The sequence below is a fragment of the Ectopseudomonas guguanensis genome, from assembly GCF_900104265.1.
Classification (GTDB): domain Bacteria; phylum Pseudomonadota; class Gammaproteobacteria; order Pseudomonadales; family Pseudomonadaceae; genus Aquipseudomonas; species Aquipseudomonas guguanensis.
Window position 1 is genome coordinate 325,982 of the sequence record NZ_FNJJ01000003.1, and the last position, 18,590, is coordinate 344,571.

The 18,590-nt window shown below is 65.4% G+C and carries 16 protein-coding genes; 9 read left to right on the plus strand and 7 right to left on the minus strand.

The window, feature by feature from the left end; all coding sequences use genetic code 11:
• The first annotated feature begins 69 nt into the window (after window positions 1-69).
• The 5 genes from BLS61_RS06295 (at window position 70) to BLS61_RS06315 (ending at window position 5,680) form a co-directional block, all read left to right on the plus strand.
• Window positions 70-987: an AAA family ATPase gene (locus tag BLS61_RS06295; protein WP_090428906.1), complete on the plus strand. Its 918-nt coding sequence runs from the start codon at window positions 70-72 to the stop codon at window positions 985-987.
• Window positions 987-1,943 carry a DUF58 domain-containing protein gene (locus BLS61_RS06300; protein ID WP_090428908.1) on the plus strand — a complete coding sequence of 319 codons (957 nt, stop codon included), beginning with the start codon at window positions 987-989 and terminating at the stop codon, window positions 1,941-1,943. The genes BLS61_RS06295 and BLS61_RS06300 overlap by 1 nt, the downstream gene beginning before the upstream one ends.
• Window positions 1,940-3,925 (plus strand): transglutaminase TgpA family protein, encoded by a 1,986-nt coding sequence (locus BLS61_RS06305; protein WP_090428911.1) that lies wholly within the window; start codon window positions 1,940-1,942, stop codon window positions 3,923-3,925. The genes BLS61_RS06300 and BLS61_RS06305 overlap by 4 nt, the downstream gene beginning before the upstream one ends.
• A gap of 81 nt (window positions 3,926-4,006) precedes the next feature.
• The gene (locus tag BLS61_RS06310) at window positions 4,007-4,801 is read left to right on the plus strand and encodes a CHAD domain-containing protein (protein ID WP_090428914.1); all 795 of its coding nucleotides are present in this window, start codon (window positions 4,007-4,009) and stop codon (window positions 4,799-4,801) included.
• 81 nt (window positions 4,802-4,882) lie between these two features.
• Window positions 4,883-5,680, plus strand: coding sequence for an acyl-CoA thioesterase (locus tag BLS61_RS06315; protein WP_090428917.1), 798 nt, complete (start codon window positions 4,883-4,885; stop codon window positions 5,678-5,680).
• 6 nt (window positions 5,681-5,686) lie between these two features.
• On the opposite strand, the gene BLS61_RS06320 is transcribed toward BLS61_RS06315, so the two are convergent.
• The 3 genes from BLS61_RS06320 to BLS61_RS06330 all read right to left on the minus strand — a co-directional run bounded on the left by BLS61_RS06320 (window position 5,687) and on the right by BLS61_RS06330 (window position 8,523).
• Window positions 5,687-6,043 carry an Mpo1-like protein gene (locus BLS61_RS06320; RefSeq protein WP_090428920.1) on the minus strand — a complete coding sequence of 119 codons (357 nt, stop codon included), beginning with the start codon at window positions 6,041-6,043 and terminating at the stop codon, window positions 5,687-5,689.
• A gap of 101 nt (window positions 6,044-6,144) precedes the next feature.
• Entirely contained in the window at window positions 6,145-7,611 is a 1,467-nt protein-coding gene (locus BLS61_RS06325; protein WP_090428923.1) for a methyl-accepting chemotaxis protein, read from the minus strand.
• An 84-nt stretch (window positions 7,612-7,695) separates the two neighbouring features.
• A complete protein-coding gene (locus BLS61_RS06330) occupies window positions 7,696-8,523 on the minus strand; it encodes a TatD family hydrolase (protein WP_090429169.1) in 828 nt (275 codons plus the stop codon).
• Between the two features lie 273 nt (window positions 8,524-8,796).
• Here BLS61_RS06330 and BLS61_RS06335 point away from each other — a divergent pair, with 273 nt between their 5' ends.
• Complete coding sequence (locus BLS61_RS06335) at window positions 8,797-10,212, plus strand: MltF family protein (RefSeq protein ID WP_090428925.1); 1,416 nt, start codon at window positions 8,797-8,799, stop codon at window positions 10,210-10,212.
• Window positions 10,213-10,314: 102 nt separating this feature from the next.
• Window positions 10,315-10,749 (plus strand): DoxX family protein, encoded by a 435-nt coding sequence (locus BLS61_RS06340; RefSeq protein ID WP_090428928.1) that lies wholly within the window; start codon window positions 10,315-10,317, stop codon window positions 10,747-10,749.
• A gap of 60 nt (window positions 10,750-10,809) precedes the next feature.
• Here BLS61_RS06340 and BLS61_RS06345 read toward each other — a convergent pair whose 3' ends face one another.
• A complete protein-coding gene (locus BLS61_RS06345) occupies window positions 10,810-11,745 on the minus strand; it encodes a LysR family transcriptional regulator (RefSeq protein ID WP_090428930.1) in 936 nt (311 codons plus the stop codon).
• Window positions 11,746-11,896: 151 nt separating this feature from the next.
• Between BLS61_RS06345 and BLS61_RS06350 the strand changes: the two genes are divergently transcribed.
• Window positions 11,897-13,126, plus strand: coding sequence for an acyl-CoA dehydrogenase (locus BLS61_RS06350; protein WP_090428932.1), 1,230 nt, complete (start codon window positions 11,897-11,899; stop codon window positions 13,124-13,126).
• A gap of 331 nt (window positions 13,127-13,457) precedes the next feature.
• On the opposite strand, the gene BLS61_RS06355 is transcribed toward BLS61_RS06350, so the two are convergent.
• The 3 genes from BLS61_RS06355 to xthA form a co-directional block, all read right to left on the minus strand.
• The gene (locus BLS61_RS06355; RefSeq protein WP_090428934.1) at window positions 13,458-14,444 is read right to left on the minus strand and encodes a TerC family protein; all 987 of its coding nucleotides are present in this window, start codon (window positions 14,442-14,444) and stop codon (window positions 13,458-13,460) included.
• Window positions 14,445-15,487: 1,043 nt separating this feature from the next.
• Window positions 15,488-16,867 carry a substrate-binding domain-containing protein gene (locus BLS61_RS06360; RefSeq protein WP_090428937.1) on the minus strand — a complete coding sequence of 460 codons (1,380 nt, stop codon included), beginning with the start codon at window positions 16,865-16,867 and terminating at the stop codon, window positions 15,488-15,490.
• Between the two features lie 100 nt (window positions 16,868-16,967).
• The gene (gene xthA, locus BLS61_RS06365) at window positions 16,968-17,780 is read right to left on the minus strand and encodes an exodeoxyribonuclease III (RefSeq protein ID WP_090428939.1); all 813 of its coding nucleotides are present in this window, start codon (window positions 17,778-17,780) and stop codon (window positions 16,968-16,970) included.
• 145 nt (window positions 17,781-17,925) lie between these two features.
• On the opposite strand from xthA, the gene BLS61_RS06370 reads away from it, so the two are divergent.
• A complete protein-coding gene (locus BLS61_RS06370) occupies window positions 17,926-18,570 on the plus strand; it encodes a GNAT family N-acetyltransferase (protein WP_090428942.1) in 645 nt (214 codons plus the stop codon).
• Window positions 18,571-18,590: the final 20 nt, after the last annotated feature.

Sequence of the window (18,590 nt, forward strand, 5' to 3'; positions counted from 1 at the left end):
AAGTTTGCGCCGCGCTATGCCGCGTGCCGGCGCCCCAGTAGCATCGACGTTCTGCATAAGGAGCGAACGATGCGAAGCAAACTCGATACCTGTCTCGACTCGGTCAATCAGGTGTTGCTGGGCAAAGAGGCGCAGGTGCGCCTGGCGCTGACCTGCCTGCTGGCGCGCGGGCACCTGCTGATCGAAGACCTGCCGGGCATGGGCAAGACCACCTTGAGCCATGCCCTGGCGCGCGTGCTGGGGCTGAGTTTCCAGCGTATCCAGTTCACCTCCGACCTGCTGCCGGGCGACATTCTCGGCACCTCGGTATTCGACAAGGACAGCGGCCAGTTCGTCTTTCATCCCGGGCCGATCTTCGCCGAGCTGGTGCTGGCCGACGAGATCAACCGCGCCACGCCGAAGAGCCAGAGTGCGCTGCTCGAGGCCATGGAGGAGGGCCAGGTGACCATCGAGGGCGCGACCCGGCCGCTGCCCGAGCCGTTCTTCGTCATCGCCACGCAGAACCCGGTCAGCAGCGGCGGCACCTTCGCCCTGCCCGAGTCCCAGCTCGACCGCTTTCTCATGCGCCTGTCGCTGGGGTATCCGGCGCAAGCCGCCGAGCGCGCCTTGCTGCTGGGCGACGCCCGGCGCGACCTGCTGCCGCGCATCGAGCCGATTCTCGACCATGCCGAGCTGGCCCGCCTGCAGGCGCAAGTACCCAAGGTGCGCGCCAGCGATGCGCTGGTCGACTACGTGCTGCGCCTGGTCGAGGCGACGCGCAGCCAGCCGCAGTTCGCCTGGGGCCTGTCGCCGCGCGCCAGCCTGGCGCTGCTGGCCGCGGCAAGGGCCTGGGCATTGCTGGCCGAGCGCGATTACGTGATCCCCGAGGACGTACAGGCGGTGCTGCCATCGGTGGTCGGCCATCGCCTGCGCGAGCGCGCCGACCCTACCGGCCACGGTGGCGGCAGCCTGGTGCAATGGCTGCTGCGCGAAGTGCCGGCACTCTGATGCGCGCTGCGCTGAAACCGCTCTGGCGGCGCTGGCTGGCCAGACGTATTCCGCCGGCAGCCAGCGTGCGCCTGAACCAGCGGCGCATCTTCATTCTGCCCAGCCGGGTAGGCGGCGCGTTTGCCGTGGCGCTGCTGCTGATGCTGCTGGTGGGCATCAACTACCAGAACAGCCTGGCCTATGGCCTGACCTTTCTGCTGGCGTCGGTATTCGTCGTCACCATCCTGCACACCTATCGCAACCTGGCCGGCCTGGTACTCAAGGCGGGTGGCGGTGGTGCTGTATTCGTCGGCGAGCAGGCGCGTTTTCGCGTGCGCCTGGAAAGCCGCGAGCGCGAGCACCAGGCCATCGCGCTGGGCTGGCCGCCCGCCGAACTGGTGCTGCGCGACGTGCCGCGCGACGGCCAGACCGAGGTGGATTTGAGCCTGCCGGCCACGCGGCGCGGCTGGCTGCGGCCGGAGCGCCTGCGGGTGGAAAGCCGTTTCCCCCTGGGCTTGCTGGTAGCCTGGAGCTGGGTCGACCTGGACCAGGCGGTGCTGGTCTACCCGCGGCCGCTGGAAGGCGATCTGCCGCTGTCGGCGGGCCTGGGTGACGAGGAGCAGGACGAGGGCATGCGTGCTCGCGGCCAGGGCGCCGACGATTTTCAGGGCCTGCGCGAGTACCAGCCGGGTGACTCGAAGCGGCGCCTGGACTGGAAGGCCTATTCGCGCGGCCAGGGCCTGCTGGTCAAGGACTTCGCCATGCTCAGCGGACGTGATCTGTGGCTGGACTTCGACAGCCTGGGCGGCGACAGCGAAATGCGTCTTTCGCTGCTGTGTCACTGGGTGCTGCAGTTTTCCGAACGGCAGCAGGCATTCGGTCTGCAACTGCCGGGACAGGTGATCGCCCCGGATTATGGCGAAGGCCATCGCGATGCCTGCCTGCGCGCCCTGGCATTGTTCGGAGCGCACTCATGAGCAGTCTGCCGGGGATTCCACGGGTCGCCCTGGTCTGGTTGCTGGTCGCCCAGGTGCTGGTGATCGTGCCGCATCTGGTGCACTTGCCGCTGTGGATGATCGCACTGTGGCTGGGCACTGCCGCTTGGCGTGTGCAGATCTTCCGCATGCGCGCACGCTATCCCAAGGGCTGGGCCAAGGGCGGGCTGGTGCTGCTGGTGCTGGCCGGCATCCTGCTGTCGCGCGGTACGCTGGTGGGACTGGATGCAGCGGCGGTGCTGCTGATCGCCACCTTCATCCTCAAGCTGCTGGAAATGCGCACGCGGCGCGATGCGCTGGTGCTGATCTTCCTCGGGTTCTTCTGCGTGGTGACCGCCTACCTGTTCGAGGACGGCATCCTCGCCGCGCTCTACAGCCTGTTGCCGGTCACGGCGCTGCTGGCTGCGCTGGTCGGCCTGCAGCACAGTGGTTTCGCCGAGCGCCCCTGGCCGACCCTGCGCCTGGCCGGTGGCCTGATGCTGCAGGCGATACCGCTGATGCTGCTGCTGTTCGTGTTCTTCCCGCGCATGGGGCCTTTGTGGTCGCTGCCGCTGCCCAGCGACAAGGGCGTCACCGGCCTGTCGGACAGCATGGAGCCTGCCGATATCGCCGAGCTCAGCCGGTCTTCGGCGCTGGCCTTTCGCGCCAGCTTCGACGGTGAGGCGCCGCCACGCGGGCAGCTGTACTGGCGGGCGCTGACGCTGGAGCGTTTCGATGGCCGGCGCTGGTCGCAGTCCAGTTACGCCGAGGTGCCGGTCGCGCCGCAGTGGAGCAGGGCCGGCGAGCCGCTGGATTACAGCATCATCATGCAGCCCAGCGGCAAGCGCTGGCTGTTCGCCCTGGACGTTGGCGAGGTGACCGCGGAAAGTGGGCGGATGATGAGCGACTTCCGCTGGCAGCGGCTGCGCCCGGTGGACCGGCCGCTGCTGTACCAGGTGCGCTCCTGGCCACAGGCGACGCGTGAGGCGCAGGCCGAGCCGCCTGGCCTACGCCAGGCGCTGCAGTTGCCCGAGCAGGGTGATCCGCGCGCTCGGGCCTGGGCGGCCGAGTTGAAGGCGCAGCATCCGCAGAGCGATGCGCTGGTGGCGGCAGTGCTGCAGCATTTCAACCGTGAGCCCTATGTCTACACGCTGCGTCCGCAGCCGCTGGGGCGTGACAGCATCGACGAGTTCCTGTTCGATACCCGGCGCGGCTTCTGCGCCCACTACGCCGGCGCCATGACCTTCGTCTTGCGCGCGGCGGGTATTCCCGCGCGGGTCGTCACCGGTTACCAGGGCGGCGAGTTCAACCCCAACGGCAACTACATTCAGGTGCGCCAGTTCGACGCCCATGCCTGGGTCGAGTACTGGCAGCCCGGGCAGGGCTGGCGCAGCGTCGATCCCACCTTCCAGGTCGCGCCCGAGCGTATCGAGCAGGGCCTGGAGCAGGCCCTGGGCGAGGAGGAGGGCTTCCTCGACGACCAGCCTTTTTCACCGCTGCGCTACCGCGAGCTGGCCTGGCTCAACCAGCTGCGCATGAGCTGGGAGAATCTCAATTACGGCTGGCAGCGCTGGGTACTGGGTTACCAGGGTGAGCAGCAGCTGAAGCTGCTGCAGAACTGGTTCGGCAGCCTCGACTGGCAGCGCCTGGCGCTGGGCCTGGTGGGCACGGGTGGTTTGCTGCTGGGGCTGCTGGCACTTTGGCTGCTCAAGCCCTGGCAGCAGCGTGCCGATCCGCAGCGCCAGGTGTTTCGCAAGTTCGAGCGCCTGCTGGCGCGCCATGAGGTCAGGCGCGAGCCCGGCGAGGGCGCGCGTGCCTTCGCCTCGCGCGCTGCCCGGCAACTGCCCGATCAGGCGGCGCAGATCGAGGCATTCGCGCGTTGCTTCGAGCAGCAGCGTTATGCCGGCGAGCCGGCTTCGCGGGCGACCCTGCAGCGCGCATTGAGCGATTTGCGCAGGGCTTTGCCCTGGCGCCTGCCGCGATAGCCGGCTGTTGAAGAAACTGGGCGGGGCCGCCGGTCACAGGTGTGAGGGGATGCGGCCCCTCGTCGTGCGGGAGGAACGAGCATGAGCGATTTCATCGAGGATTGCCTGGAACGCGTGTTGGCGTTGCAGGTGCGTCTGTACAGCTGCCGGGCGCGACTGATCGACTGTACCGACGCAGAGGCGCTGCACGACCTGCGCGTAGCCCTGCGGCAGCTGCGCAGCCTGCTGCGTCCGCTGCGTGGCCTGCCGGCCGTGGATGCTCTGGAGCAGGGCGCTGCCGTGCTGGGTCGGCTCAGCGGGCCGCTGCGTGATCGCGAGGTGCTGGGGGCCGAGCTCGAGCGTCTCGGGCTGGCGCATCTGGCGCCGACCGCGGATGCGCAGCGCGCTGCCGGGTATGCCGCGATCGCCCACAGCCGCGAGCTGGCGGATCTTCTGCTGCTGCTCGACGGCTGGCCGAGCAGTTGGCGTGAAGCGGCCAGGCAGGGCCAGCTGGGCGATGTGGAGAAACGCATCCGGCGCCGCTTGCGCCGTCAGCAAAGGCGCTTGGCGCGTGCATTGCGCGAGCCAGAGCATGACCGCCATCGCCTGCGCCTGCTGATCAAGCGCGTGCGCTACGCTGCCGAGGCCTATCCGCGGCAGAGTTGTTTGCCCAAGGTGGCGCAGCAGCGGCTCAAGCGCGCGCAAGGCGCCCTGGGCGACTGGCACGATCATGTGCAATGGCTGGCACAGGCCGAAGCCCTCAGCGCCCTGCGCCCATGCCGGGCCGCCTGGCTGCAGGCCCAGCAGGCGGCCGAGCGCCGTGCCGACGATGCCTTGCTGGCGCTGTATGGCGATTTCCCCAGTGAAGATAAGGCGACATTTTCGCCGCCAATATGACCGTTTAGGCGTTTTGTCGGGCTATCGTTCAGCCGTCGCCATCCCCTAAGATCGTCGCCATCGATAAGCCATGAGGTGCCTATGATCTTTTCCGAGATGCTCGACGCGGTGCGTCGCGACCCCGCTGCCGTGATCATTCCGGCCGAGTGGGGGCAGGGGCGCGCCAGCTTCGGTGGTCTGGTGGCCGCGCTGGCGTTCGAAGCGATGCGCGCCAAGGTGCCAGAGGGGCGGCCGGTGCGCTCGCTGGCGATCACCTTCGTCGGTCCGGTGGCGCCGGATGTGCCGGTCAGCTTCCAGGCCGAAGTGCTGCGCGAGGGCAAGGCGGTCAGCCAGATGTTCCTGCGCGCAATCCAGGATGGCCAGGTGGTGACGGTGGTGCAGGGCAGTTTCGGTGCGTCGCGCCCGTCGGCGATCGCCGTGGAGGCTCTGGCTGCACCGCAGATTGCGCCGGTCGAGCAGTGCCAGGAGCTGCCCTACGTGCGCCATGTCACCCCCGAGTTCACCCGCTTTCTGGCCATGCGCTGGGGCATCGGCGGCATGCCGTTCAGCAACAATCCGTCACGGCAGATGGGCGGTTGGGTGCGCCTGCGCGGCGAGGGCGAGGCTCAGGCGCTCAGCGAGGCGCATCTGCTGGCCCTGGTCGATGCCTGGCCGCCGGCAGTGCTGCCGCATCTGAAGAGCCCGGCGCCGGGCAGTTCGCTGACCTGGACCATCGAGTTCGTGCAGCCCCTGCAAAGCCTCAGCAGCGAGGACTGGTGCCTGTATCGTGCCGACATCGAGCATGCTCGCGATGGCTACGGCCACGTGGCGGCGGCGATGTGGAGCCCGGCCGGCGAGTTGATCGCCCTGAGCCGGCAGACCGTGACGGTGTTCGGTTGACGCCGGCTACTTGCGCTTGCGCCAGGCGCGCCACCAGCCGCCGCTAAACAGAAACCTCGGGAAGGTCACGCACTGCTCCAGCAGCAGGCGTTTCACCGCGTCGCGTTTGCCGCTGAAGGGCTCGGCTGGCTGCTGTTCCAGACGGTGGCCATGCGCCTGCAGCGCCAGAGAGGCGATCAGGCCGATGATGCCCAGCGCCAGGGGTACGAACCTAAGTTGCCAGAGTCCGATCAACAGCACCACCAGCGACAGCAGAAACAGCGGCACGGCAATCAGGTGCAGCAGCAGATTGGTGGGATGCTTGTGCTGGTCGGCGTAGTGGCGCCATTGCCAGGCCAGCAGGTTGGGATGACGTTTGCTCATGATGCGGTCCTCGACTCGATGATTCGAGTCTAGGGCCGTCGGGGGTGCGCGGCGAATTGCCCCTGACTATGGGGCAGATAGGTTCGTGCCGCGTCTCCGGGTTACAGACGCAATTGGCCGATGGCCCTGTTCAGCTCGCCTGCCAACTGTGCAAGCTGCTGGCTGGTGGCGGCCGATTCGAGGGTCTGGCCGACCGTCTGCTCGGTGACGTCGCGGATGCCGACCACCGAGCGGCTCATTTCCTCGGCGACCTGGCTCTGTTGGGTGGCGGCCACGGCGATCTGCGTGTTGCTGTCGCGCATCAGCGCCACGGCGGCGGTGATCGCCGCCAGCGCTTCGCCGGCCTCCTGCGCCAGTTGCACGCAGTGGTTGGCGTTCTCCGAGCTTTCACGCATGAACTCCACGGCGTCGCGGGTACCGTCCTGCAGATGGCCGATCATCTGGGTGATCTCGTCGGTGGAGTCCTGTACGCGCTTGGCCAGGTTGCGCACCTCGTCGGCGACCACGGCGAAGCCGCGGCCCATTTCACCGGCACGGGCGGCCTCGATGGCGGCGTTGAGAGCGAGCAGATTGGTCTGCTCGGCGATGCCGTGGATCACCCCAACCACGCGGCTGATGTGCTGGCTGTCCTCGGCCAGTCGCTCGATGCTGCCGGCGCTCTGGCGTACCCCTTGCGACAGGGCGGCGATGGATTGCTCGACCCGTTCGACCACCTGCTGGCCGGCGCGGGCCAGCTGATCGGCGTTGAGCGACTGGTCGCGGGTGGTGCCGGCGTGCTCGGCGATGTGCTGCACCGTTGCCGACATCTCGTTGATCGCGGTGGCGGCCTGGTCGGTTTCGCTCTGCTGGCTGAGCATGCCCTGGCGCACGGCACCCATGCGCTGCGCCATGTCGCGGGTGCCGCTGTTCAGTTCGCTGGCCACCTGGCCGACCGTACCGACCACGCGCTGATAGCCGGCCTGCATGGCGTTGAACGCGGCTGCCATCTGTCCGACCTCGTCGCGGCTATCCAGCGGTACGCGCAGGGACAGGTCGCCGCTGCGCTCGGCCTGCAGCATGACGTCCTTGAGGGTGTTGAGGTGGCTGAGCAGAAAACGGATCAACAGCTGCGAGGCGGCCAGCAGCAACAGCATGAGGACGGCGACTGCGACGGCGTAGGTCAGCGCATGCTGGGTGAACAGATCGAACAGGCTGGGCGCGCGAGCCAGGATCGCCAGTTGGCGCCCATCGCTGAGAGTGGTGCGTTGTGCACCGATCACCGGCAAGTCGCTGAACCAGGCATCATGCGCCATGGCCTGCCAGCCGCTGGCGTCAGGTGCGCCTTGAGCACCCGGCAGGGTGTTGCCCTGCAGCAGCTGGACGTTGTCCGCCGACGGCAGCGCCGCCTGCTGTGGCCACTGTTGCAGCAGGCGCGCCTGCTCTGAGGCGGCCTGCCGGGCATCGGCGCTGCGCGCCTGCTGCTCGGTGTGCAGGGCGAACAGCACCAGCATCAGGCTGATGACGAAGGCGACGGCGTTGACCGCCCAGAACTTGTACTTGAGAGAGAGATCGCTGATCCAGGCGCCCATGCTGTGATATCCGTCCTGCTGCGTTCACTATTGGCTATTTGCCAGCAGTATGCCGTGGTGAGGCAGCCGGAGCCTTGACGTCAATCAAGACTCTGGTGCCGGTTCATCGAGTATGGCCGGCATGCCGAAGAACGCCCGGGCGCAGGCAGTGGTTTGCGCTGCCAGCGCGTCTTCGCGCTGACCGCGATGCAAAGCCACCTCGCGCAATACCTCGCCGAGGTAGGCCGGCTCGTTACGCCCACTCCTGGGTTTCGGCCGCAAGCTGCGCGGCAGCAGGAAAGGCGCATCGGTCTCCAGCATCAGGCGCTCGCCAGGAATGTCCTTGAGCAGCGGGTACAGGTGCGTGCCGCGACGCTCGTCGCAGACCCAGCCGGTGATGCCGATATGCAGGTCGAGGTCGAGGTAGGCATAGAGGGCGCGGCGCTCGCCGGTAAAGCAGTGCACCACCGCCGCGGGCAGCTGGTCGCGATAGTGGCGCAGGATCTCCAGCATGCGCTGGCTGGCTTCGCGCTCGTGAAGAAACACCGGCATCTGCAGTTCCACGGCCAGTGCCAGCTGTTCTTCCAGAGCCTTCTCCTGGGCCGGACGCGGCGAGAAGTCGCGATCGAAATCCAGGCCGCACTCGCCGACGGCGCGTACTGGCGCTTGTGCCAGTAGCGCCTTGAGGGCATTGGCGCTGGCGCCGTCCCAGGAACTGGCATCGTGGGGGTGAACACCGGCGGTGCAGAACAGGCGCTGGCCGCTGACGTCCAGCTGTCGGCAAAGTGCGAGGCTCGCCTCGCTTTCGTTCAGACTGGTGCCGGTCAGCACCATCTGGCAGACGCCGGCTGCGTAGGCACGCTCGAGCAGGGCTTCGGCCTGCACGGCGAGGCTGGGGTGGGTGAGATTGACGGCAATATCGACGAGCTGCATGGTGCCACCTGCGAAAACGCGATGGGGCAGCATAGCAGATGCCGTCCATTCGTCAGAAAGTCGATTCAAAACAACAACTTGTTCGCTGTTTCCAAGGTTGATGCAAGCGTGTGGGGTGGCGCTTTGACGCTTGCCTGTGCCACTCTCCGCGCCCCTGCCTGCCTGGGGAACTTGTTTGGCAGGTTCGCTGTCAGTTGCCGTCTGTCGCGCATCGGCGAGGAGCAGACCACCCCCAAGAGGCTTCGGTGGGCAACCACCTTCCCTGGAGAACCGATGTCGCGATTGCTGCTGATCCTGTGCCTGTTGGCCGCGCTGCCGCTGCCGGTCAGTGCGCGCCTGGCCGGCCCGCCCGAGGTCGGCAGCCAGGCCCGCAGCACGCGCGACCTGCCTGCCATCCGCAGCAGCGGCGAGTTGCGCGTGCTGGTCAACCAGAGCCGCAACAGTTCGGGCTCGGTCAAGGGGCAGAGCATCGGCATCGAATACCACCGTCTGCGCGCATTCGAGCAATACCTCAACCGCAATTCCCGTGATGGCCGCAGCCTCACACTCAAGATCATTCCCAAGGCCAAGGATCAGTTGCTCGGCGCCTTGCAGCGCGGCGAGGGCGATCTGGTCGCGCCCGGCGAAGTGCTCAACGTGCGCACCGGGCACGAGGTCAGTGCCAGCACGGCGTTTCGCCGTGACGTGCCGCTGGTACTGGTTTCCAAACAGGGTAACCGGCACTACCGCAGCCTTGAACAACTGGCCGGACGCAGCCTGTCGTTGCCCGCGGGCAGCGCCGTGGGGGAGGCCCTGCGCCTGATCAACCAGCAACTCGCCGATCGCAAGCTGCCGCCGATCGTGGTCGAGTGGGTCGACCCCAGCCTGGCGATCGAAGATGTGCTGGAAATGGTCCAGGCCGGCATCTTCGAGCGCACCGCGGTGGAGCTGCCAATTGCCGAGCGCTGGGCCAGGGTGATGCCCAAGCTGCGTATCGATCGACATCTGGTGCTGGCGCGCGATGGCGACATGAAATGGTTCGTACGTCCCGAAGCGCCGATGCTGCGCGCCAGTATCGATCGGTTTTTCAGCAGCTATCAGTCTCCGGCCGATCAGGATGCGGCGTTCCAGCGTGTCTATCGTCGCCTGTACAAGGTGCATTCGCCCCTGGGGCGCACCGAGCGCCAGCGTCTGGAGCGGGTGCGCCCGGTGCTGCAGCAGCATGCTGATCAGCAGGGCTTCGACTGGCTGATGCTGGCCGCCCTGGCATTCAAGGAGTCGACCCTCAACCCCTTGGCGCGCGGGGCAAGCGGGGCAACCGGGCTGATGCAGATCACCCCGGCGGCGGCACGCACGGTCGGGGTGAGCAACATCCAGAATGTCGATGGCAACGTCCAGGCCAGCAGCAAGTACCTGGCGATGATCCGGCGCAATTTCTTCAACAGCCCGCAACTCAACGAGCGTGAGCGCATGGCCTTCGTGCTGGCTGGCTACAACCTTGGCCCGCAACGGGTACAGAGCCTGCGCGCCGAGGCGCGCAGGCGGGGGCTGAACCCCAATCAGTGGTTCTTCCAGGTCGAGCGTGTGGCGATGGAACAGGTGGGCATGGGCGTGGTGAGCTATGTGAACGCGGTGAATAAGTACTACCTTGCTTATGACCGTGAGCGCTATTTGCTGGAGCCGCAGGGACGGCGTTTGACGGCCAAATAACAATCTAATAATTCGATTTATATAAGCGGTATTTTGCTGTTTTTTAATCGAATAAATTGGATATTCTGTGCGCCATCTCCCCCACACACAGGAAGCCTTGCAATGAACAACCTGATCAAAAGCATCACCGCCAGCCAAGCCGGTTTCGGTATCACCATCCTGCGCATCGTTGCCGGCATCACCTTCGCCGCCCATGGCGCGCAGAAGCTGTTCGGCTGGTTTGGCGGTTACGGTCTGGCGGGTGTCGCACAGTGGATGGAAAGCATCGGCCTGGCCCCTGGCTACCTGATGGCGCTGGCGGCCGGCAGCGCCGAGTTCTTCGGCGGCGTGGCGCTGATCATCGGTCTGCTGGTGCGCCCGGCGGCAGCGGTGCTGGCGGTGACCATGCTGGTGGCGATCTTCACCGTGCACTTCGCCAACGGCTTCTTCATGAGCAACAACGGCTACGAGTTCGCCCTGGCTCTGCTGGCCATCAGCGTGGCGCTGGTGTTCGAGGGTGCCGGCAAGCTGTCGGTGGATGGCAAGCTCGCACGCTGATTGATCAGGCAACAACAGGAAGGCCCGCAAATGCGGGCCTTCTTGCGTTAGGCCGAACGATCAGGCGGTAGCGGCCTGCTCGGCCTTCTTTTCCTGAGCGGTGACCTGCTGCGCCAGTTCGATCATCTGCTCGCGCATCCAGCGGTTGGCCGGGTCCTGGTCGGTGCTCTCGTGCCAGTACAGGTGCGTTTCCAGCGCCGGCACGTCGCCGACCGGCAGCGCCACGTGATGCAGGTTGTGGCGACGGGCGAAGCGCTCCGGCACGGTCATCACCATATCGGTTTGCTGCAACACGCTGCTGGCCATCAGGTAGTGCTGCGAGCGCAGGGCGATCTTGCGCTGGATGCCCATCTTGCCCAAGGCCAGATCCACATAACCGAGGCCACTGCGGCGGCTGGAGATGTGGATATGGCTAAGCGACAGGTACTCGTCGAGGCTGATCTTCTCCTTGGCTAGCGGGTGCCCCGGACGCATGGCGCAGACGTAGCGATCATCCAGCAGCTTGACGTGGCGCACCTGCGGGTCGGTATTGAGTGGTGCGTCGACGGCGAAATCGAGGCGGCCGGCGGCCAGCTCCTTGGTGGTTTCGCGGCGCTTGGCCAGGAAGCTCTCTATGCACACGCTCGGCGCCAGGCGGCGCAAACGCTGGAACAGCGGTGGCAGGAGAATCTGCTCGGAGAGGTCGGTCATGCTGATGCGATAGGTCTTGCCGGCCTGCTGCGGATTGAAGGTGCGGCTTTCCTGCACGGAAACGCGCAATAGCTGCAGGGCGTTGCGCACCGGACCGATGATGTTCTGCGCCATCGGCGTCGGCACCATGCCCTGGGCGGTGCGCACGAACAACGGGTCGTTGAAGGTTTCGCGCAGGCGGGCGAGGGCGTTGGAAACCGCCGGCTGGGTGATGCCGACGATCTGTCCGGCACGGGTCAGGTTGGCCTCGGTGTAGATGGCGTCGAAGACGATGAAGAGGTTCAGATCCACCTTGGTCAGGTTCATGCCGGCAGTGCTCCAGGGGCGTCGATATCAAGCGATCATATATCGGTTATGAATGTTCATACACGCTGAAAATAGGTTCGATAAATCTTAAGCGCTGTTCTAGCATCATTTCCACAACCTCTCACCCCCCTTGTACAAAACAGGTAACCCCATGGATTTTGCCTATTCCCCCAAGGTTCAAGAGCTGCGTGAGCGCGTTAGCGCATTCATGGAAGCCTATGTCTACCCGGCCGAAGCGGTGTTCGAGCAACAGGTTGCCGAGGGCGACCGCTGGCAGCCGACCGCGATCATCGAAGAGCTGAAAGGCAAGGCCAAGGCCGAGGGACTGTGGAACCTGTTTCTGCCTGAATCGGACTACGGCGCGGGCCTGACCAATACCGAATACGCACCATTGGCGGAAATCATGGGCCGCTCGCTGATCGGCCCCGAGCCGTTCAACTGCGCTGCGCCGGACACCGGCAACATGGAGGTGCTGGTGCGCTACGGCAACGAGGCGCAGAAGCAGCAATGGCTGGAGCCGCTGCTGCGCGGCGAGATTCGCTCCGCCTTCGCCATGACCGAGCCGGGGGTTGCCTCCAGCGACGCCACCAACATGCAGGCCAACGCTCGTCGCGAGGGCGATGAGTGGGTGATCAACGGCCGTAAATGGTGGACGTCGGGCGCCTGCGACCCGCGCTGCAAGGTGATGATCTTCATGGGCCTGACCAACCCCGACGCGCCGCGCCACCAGCAGCACTCGATGATTCTGGTGCCGATGGATGCGCCCGGGGTGACCGTGCTGCGTCCGCTGCCGGTGTTCGGCTACGACGACGCCCCGCATGGTCACGCCGAAGTGCTGTTCGAGAACGTGCGCGTGCCTTACGAGAACGTGCTGCTCGGCGAAGGGCGCGGCTTCGAGATCGCCCAGGGTCGCCTCGGCCCGGGCCGCATTCACCACTGCATGCGTTCGATCGGCATGGCCGAGCGCGCCCTGGAGCTGATGTGCAAGCGCGCCGTGAGCCGCACCGCCTTCGGCAAGCCGCTGGCGCGCCTGGGTGGGAATATCGATCACATCGCCGATTCGCGCATGGAGATCAACCAGGCGCGCCTGCTGACGCTCAATGCGGCATACATGATGGACACCGTGGGCAACAAGATCGCCGCCAGCGAAATCGCCCAGATCAAGGTGGTCGCGCCCAACGTCGCGCTCAAGGTGATCGACCGGGCGATCCAGATGCACGGCGGCGCCGGGGTTTCCAACGACTTCCCGCTGGCTTACTGGTACGCCATGCAGCGCACTCTGCGTCTGGCCGACGGCCCGGACGAGGTGCACCGCGCGGCCATCGGCAAGTACGAGATCGGCAAGTACGTACCGCGCGACGTGATGAAAGCCAGCCGCTGATTCGCCAGCCTGAAAGGACGAGGCCCGCGTTTGCGGGCCTCGTCGTTCATATCGGTGCGCACGGCCACCCTGGGAGTCGAATGCGTACACAGGTAGGGTACGCCGTGCGCACCAGGCCGCGGTTGCCTGGGGGGCGTATAAGGTCTGGGCGGCCCCGCGACCTCTAGGGTAGCTGGCCCGACCACCTCAGGCGCATATGCAGCTGTGCGGCGAAGGTACGCGCCGCCAGCTCTTCATGAAAGGTCAGTGCGCGTCGCCCGAATCGTACTTGCCAGAGCCGTCGGCCCTGGCGCTCGATGAGTTCTATGCAGACTTCGCGCATCGCCTCTCCTCACATGGCGCTGGCCTTGTCGCGCGTCTTCAGCAGCGACAGCAGCACACCACCGGCCAGCAGACCCAAGGTTACGCCAAGCGAGAGCAGGGCGGGAACCTTGACCAGATCGTGCAGGAAGATCTTGCCGCCAATGTACATCAGCACCAGCGCCAGGGCGTACTTCAGGTAGATGAAGCGGTGCATCAGCGCGGCCAGGGCGAAGTACAGCGCGCGCAGGCCGAGGATGGCGAAGATGTTCGAGGTGTAGACGATGAAGGGGTCCTGCGAAATGGCCAGCACGGCCGGCACGCTATCGACGGCGAAGACCAGGTCGGCCAGCTCGATCAGTATCAATGCCAGCAAAAGCGGCGTGGCATACAGCAGCGGTTTGCCGCTGACCTGATCCTTCAGGCGCACCAGGAACTGGCCGCCATGCAGCTCGTCGGTCACGCGAATGTGCTTGCGCACGAAGCCCAGCAGCGGATTCTGCGCCAGGTCCGGGTGGGCTTCCTGGTCGTTGCTGCGCAGCATCTTGATGCCGCTGAACAGCAGGAAGGCACCGAAGAGGTAGAGAATCCAGTCGAACTGCTGCACCAGTGCCGTGCCCAGGCCGATCATGATGGCGCGCAGCACGATCACCCCGAGGATGCCCCAGAACAGCACGCGGTGCTGGTATTTACGCGGGATGTTGAAGTAGCCGAGGATCATCGCCATGACGAAGACGTTGTCCATCGACAGCGACTGCTCCACCAGGAAACCGGTGTAGTACTCCATCGCCTTGGTGCCGCCGAGCTGCCACCAGATCCAGCCGCCGAAGGCGACGCCGACGCTGAAATAGCCGGAATACAGTAACAGGCTTTCGCGCATCTCGATCTCATGCTGATCGCGATGCAGCACGCCGAGGTCGAGTACCAGAAGGGTGATGATCAATACCAGAAAGGCCAGCCAGAACCAGCCGGGGGTACCGAAGATGGGGGATGTCAAAAAGGCAAGTAGAGCGTCCATGAGCCCTCCCTAATGTCTGCCTGAGTTGAAAGAAATTCACTCAGTGACTCCGACATCACGGTGAGAAGCTCACCGCCAGAGGGGCCCGGCGTCACGCGCTGCGAAGACTAGCGCTGAGTGCTCAGGCTGCCAAGCCCCCTGGGCGGGAATATTTTTGGTTCTTCGCTTAGTTTGAGTAAAGGGCGGCTTGAAACCGGACTGGCAATTACGTGTTAGCTGGATGACTTGGCACTATCCGTTAGCGCGCCGCCTGGGCTGATGGGTTTCGCCCCTTACGGGCGACTCACTTGATTCGCTGCGCTCACCCTTCGGGCCAGCCTGCGGCTGTTACTTCGCTGCGCTTCGTAGCTCTTGCTTGTGCAAAGAAAGTAAGCAAAGAAACACACCCCTGCATCCGAGCTAGGCGCCCCCGCCCTGCTGCGCCGGGGTTCCCTCGTTCCATCACCGCTCCAGGGGCACGCTGCGAAGGGCCATCCCTGGCCCATCGCAGCTCTCGCGACATCCATGTCGCTCAACCCCTTCCACGGTGATTCCACTCGGCCTCCTGAAGGGGAACCAGTTCGCGAGCTTGCGACATCTCCGCAACATGAAAATCGGTAGCGTTTGGCTTTTGCTCTTGAAGCGCGATCTCACAGACGACGCCCAAGTCCCCTTCAGGAGGCCGAGTGGAGGTGTTGCGTAGGGGGATGAGCCGCATGGATGCGGCGAAAGGCTTAAAGGGCCAGGGATGGCCCATGTAAGCCGGCCCCCGGAGCAGCACCGGAACGAGGGAAGTTTCGCGTAGCGAAACCCGGATGTCGGGGTGCCCTTCTTTGGCACACCTTTCTTGGGCAAGCAACGAAACGTAGCGCAGCGGAGTAACAGCCGCAGGCTGGCCTGAAGGGTGAGCGCAGCGAATCAAGTGAGTCGCCCGTAAGGGGCGAAACCCATCAGCCCAGGCGGCGCGCTAACGGATAGTGCCAAGTCATCCAGCTAACACGTAATTGCCAGTCCGGTTTCAAGCGTGCCCTCCCGCGAAAATGCGAAGAACCAAATTTTTCGCCTCAGTAAACCCAGACCTCGACGCGGCGATTGCGGATGCGGCCGTTGTCCTGGTCGTTGGCGGCCACCGGCAGCTCGCTGCCCAGGCCGGTGATCTCGCGAAACAGCACACCCTGTTTGGCCAGTTCGCGGCGCACGGCCATGGCGCGCAGTTTCGACAGCAGTTCGGCGCGCTCGGGGTCGCTCTTCGGGTCGCCGAATCCAACCAGCACCACCTTGTGCTGCAGCTTGTCGTGCTGCTTGAGGTAGTCCAGCACCCGTTGCAGGTCGCGTTGGGCCTTGTTGTCCAGCGTCGCGCTGCCTTCCTGGAAGCGGAAGTTCACCGACAGGCGCTGCGCCTGCTGCGCCAGTTGACGGTAATCGGCGGGCATCTGCGCATCGGCGCTGACCTTCACCGCCTGCACGGTCTGGGCGATGAAGCCGCTGCTGTCGACGATCGCTTGGCCACGAGGGCCGTGGGCGAAGTCGATCAGCGCACGCGCCCAGGGGTTGGTCAGCTGCGGATCGTTGTAGAGAAACAGGCGACGCGCCAGTGGGTAGTCCTCGGTGGCGATCAAGGTGGTGCTTGGCGGCATCGGTTGGGAGTCGCCAGCCGCGACGGCCACCGCCTTGGCCTGGCGAATGTAGGGCAGGCCGATGAAGCCGATGCCGTTGGGGTCGCTGCTGACCGAATCGGACAGCTGATTGCTGGACTCGAAGCGTTGCGCGCCAGCGGCAAGGGTGCGTCCGCCCGGGGCCAGTACCAGCTCCTTGAAGGTGTCATAGGTGCCGGAGTTGTCATCGCGTGCATAGGGGCGCACCTTGCCGGGTTTGCCGCCCAGTGTGGCCCAGTCGCTGATCTCGCCGGAGAACAGTTGCGCGATCTGCTCCACGCTGAGCGCACCGACAGGGTTGGACGGATGGACGATGATCGCCAGGCCGTCGATGGCGATGACCTGTTCGCTCTGCGGGCTGCGCAGGTCGCCCAGCGAGGCCAGGCTGGCGGCTTCGCTGTCCTTGATCGGCCGCGACGAGGCGGCCAGGTCGGCACTGCCGTCCTTGAGCGAGGTGAAACCGGTGCCCGAGCCGTGGGCGGCCACCTCGACGATCACCTGGCGGCCATCTGCCTGGCGCGCGAGCAGGCGCTGCTCGTTTTCCTGGGCGCCGTTCTCGCTGCGGATGTCGCGCAGACCTTGTGCCTCGAACAGTCCCTTGACCAGTTCGGGGGCGAGCTTGGCACCGATGGTGTTGGAGCCCTGGATACGCAGCACCGGCCGGTTGCCTTCGGAGGCGGGCAGTGCGGCGAAGATCGAGAGGGGCAGGGCGTAGCAGATGAAACCGATCAGCAGCAGGGACAGGGTACGACCCCAGAGGTCGCGGTCGGCGGACAGGGCGCGCGGCATGCGGCAGGCACCTTCTAGTGGGTGGGATAAGGTGCCGCGCAGATTAAGTCAGTCAGGTTGCAGTCTTGTGACGGGCGCGTCATCTGCACCCGCCCTTGCCTCAGTTCAATTCCAGCCAGATCGGCGCATGATCGGACGGCTTGGCCATGCCGCGCAGCTCGTAGTCGATGCCGGCATCCTTGAAGCGTGCCTTGAGCGGCTGGCTGGCGAGAATCACGTCGATGCGCAGGCCGCGCTTGGGCTCGTCCTCGAAGCCGCGGCTGCGGTAGTCGAACCAGCTGAAACGGTCATTCACTTCGGGGTTGAGGTGGCGAAAGCTGTCCACCAGGCCCCAGTTCTTCAGGGTCGCCAGCCATTCGCGTTCTTCCGGCAGGAAGCTGCACTTGCCGGTTTTCAGCCAGCGCAGGCGATTGGGCTCGCCGATGCCGATGTCGCAATCTTCCGGGCTGATGTTGATGTCGCCCATCACTACCAGCGCCTGCTGCGGGTCGAAGCGCTCTACCAGCAGTTGCTGCAGATCGGCATAGAAGCGCTGCTTGGCCGGAAACTTCACCGGATGGTCGCGGCTCTCGCCCTGGGGAAAGTAGCCGTTCATCACGGTGATGGGGTTGCCCGCGGCATCGGCGAAGGTGCCATAGATGAAACGCCGCTGAGACTCTTCGCCATCGCCTGGGAAGCCCTTGTGCAGGCTCAGCGGGGCCTGGCGCGAGAGCAGGGCGACACCGTAGTGGCCCTTCTGGCCATGGTAATGCACGTGATAGCCGAGCTGGCGGATCTCCGCTTCCGGGAACTGGTCGTCGGCCACCTTGGTTTCCTGCAGACCGATCACATCCGGCTGGTGCTTTTCGATCAGCGCCTGCAATTGATGAGGGCGCGCACGCAGGCCATTGATATTGAAGGAGACGATTTTCATGGGCAGCGGGTCCTGGGCAAAACGCGATGCTAGCCGATCCTCGGCGCTCGCGGCCAGCGCCTGGCAGGCGTCATGCGGCGGTGCTAAGTTGGCTCTGTCGGCTTCCACCCGCCTGAGCCGCAACCCATGACAACAGAGGTCCACCATGCCCCATAACGCTCCAGCAGAAGTGCGCATGCTCGATGGTGGTTACGCCCGCGAGGTTCGCTCGCTGCTCTACCATGCCTATCGCCACGAGCCGACCTTCGCCTACCTGTTCGAGGCCGAGCGGCCCGGTTTCGATCAGCGCGTACGCGCCACGATTCGCGAACTGGTGCAACGGCATTTCGCCGAGGAGCTGCCGGCCATCGGCCTGCTGATCGACGACCGCCTGATCGGCGCGGCACTGATCGCGCCACCGCAGCGGCGCCTGGATATCACCGAGAGCTGGGGCTGGCGCCTGCGCATGCTGCTGAGCACCGGCCTGGGCTGCACCAGGCGCTATCTGGAATACCACGATGCGGTGCTCGCCTGTCTGCCGCCAGGCCCCTATCACGTGCTGCCGCTGCTGGGCATTCACCCCGAGTTCCAGGGCCAGCACCGCGGCGAGCAACTGCTCGAGGCGCTACACGACTGGTGCGCGCAGGACAGCGGCTCGCAAGGTGTGGTGCTGGACACCGGCAATGCCCGTTACCTGGATTTCTACCGACGCCAGGGCTATGAAGAGGTCGGCGAGCTGGCCATTGGCCCGGTGGTCGAGCACGTATTCTTCCATCCCAACCCGCAGCCGGTGGTGCGGGCCAGCGCCTGAACCCTGGCGGTCGCTGCGCG

Excerpts from the sequence above, each read along its gene's own strand:
- BLS61_RS06295 (WP_090428906.1), top strand. The coding sequence starts at position 70 with ATGCGAAGCAAACTCGATACCTGTCTCGACTCGGTCAATCAGGTGTTG.
- BLS61_RS06300 (WP_090428908.1), top strand. The coding sequence starts at position 987 with ATGCGCGCTGCGCTGAAACCGCTCTGGCGGCGCTGGCTGGCCAGACGT.
- BLS61_RS06305 (WP_090428911.1), top strand. The coding sequence starts at position 1,940 with ATGAGCAGTCTGCCGGGGATTCCACGGGTCGCCCTGGTCTGGTTGCTG.
- BLS61_RS06310 (WP_090428914.1), top strand. The coding sequence starts at position 4,007 with ATGAGCGATTTCATCGAGGATTGCCTGGAACGCGTGTTGGCGTTGCAG.
- BLS61_RS06315 (WP_090428917.1), top strand. The coding sequence starts at position 4,883 with ATGATCTTTTCCGAGATGCTCGACGCGGTGCGTCGCGACCCCGCTGCC.
- BLS61_RS06320 (WP_090428920.1), bottom strand. The coding sequence starts at position 6,043 with ATGAGCAAACGTCATCCCAACCTGCTGGCCTGGCAATGGCGCCACTAC.
- BLS61_RS06325 (WP_090428923.1), bottom strand. The coding sequence starts at position 7,611 with ATGGGCGCCTGGATCAGCGATCTCTCTCTCAAGTACAAGTTCTGGGCG.
- BLS61_RS06330 (WP_090429169.1), bottom strand. The coding sequence starts at position 8,523 with ATGCAGCTCGTCGATATTGCCGTCAATCTCACCCACCCCAGCCTCGCC.
- BLS61_RS06335 (WP_090428925.1), top strand. The coding sequence starts at position 8,797 with ATGTCGCGATTGCTGCTGATCCTGTGCCTGTTGGCCGCGCTGCCGCTG.
- BLS61_RS06340 (WP_090428928.1), top strand. The coding sequence starts at position 10,315 with ATGAACAACCTGATCAAAAGCATCACCGCCAGCCAAGCCGGTTTCGGT.
- BLS61_RS06345 (WP_090428930.1), bottom strand. The coding sequence starts at position 11,745 with ATGAACCTGACCAAGGTGGATCTGAACCTCTTCATCGTCTTCGACGCC.
- BLS61_RS06350 (WP_090428932.1), top strand. The coding sequence starts at position 11,897 with ATGGATTTTGCCTATTCCCCCAAGGTTCAAGAGCTGCGTGAGCGCGTT.
- BLS61_RS06355 (WP_090428934.1), bottom strand. The coding sequence starts at position 14,444 with ATGGACGCTCTACTTGCCTTTTTGACATCCCCCATCTTCGGTACCCCC.
- BLS61_RS06360 (WP_090428937.1), bottom strand. The coding sequence starts at position 16,867 with ATGCCGCGCGCCCTGTCCGCCGACCGCGACCTCTGGGGTCGTACCCTG.
- xthA (WP_090428939.1), bottom strand. The coding sequence starts at position 17,780 with ATGAAAATCGTCTCCTTCAATATCAATGGCCTGCGTGCGCGCCCTCAT.
- BLS61_RS06370 (WP_090428942.1), top strand. The coding sequence starts at position 17,926 with ATGCCCCATAACGCTCCAGCAGAAGTGCGCATGCTCGATGGTGGTTAC.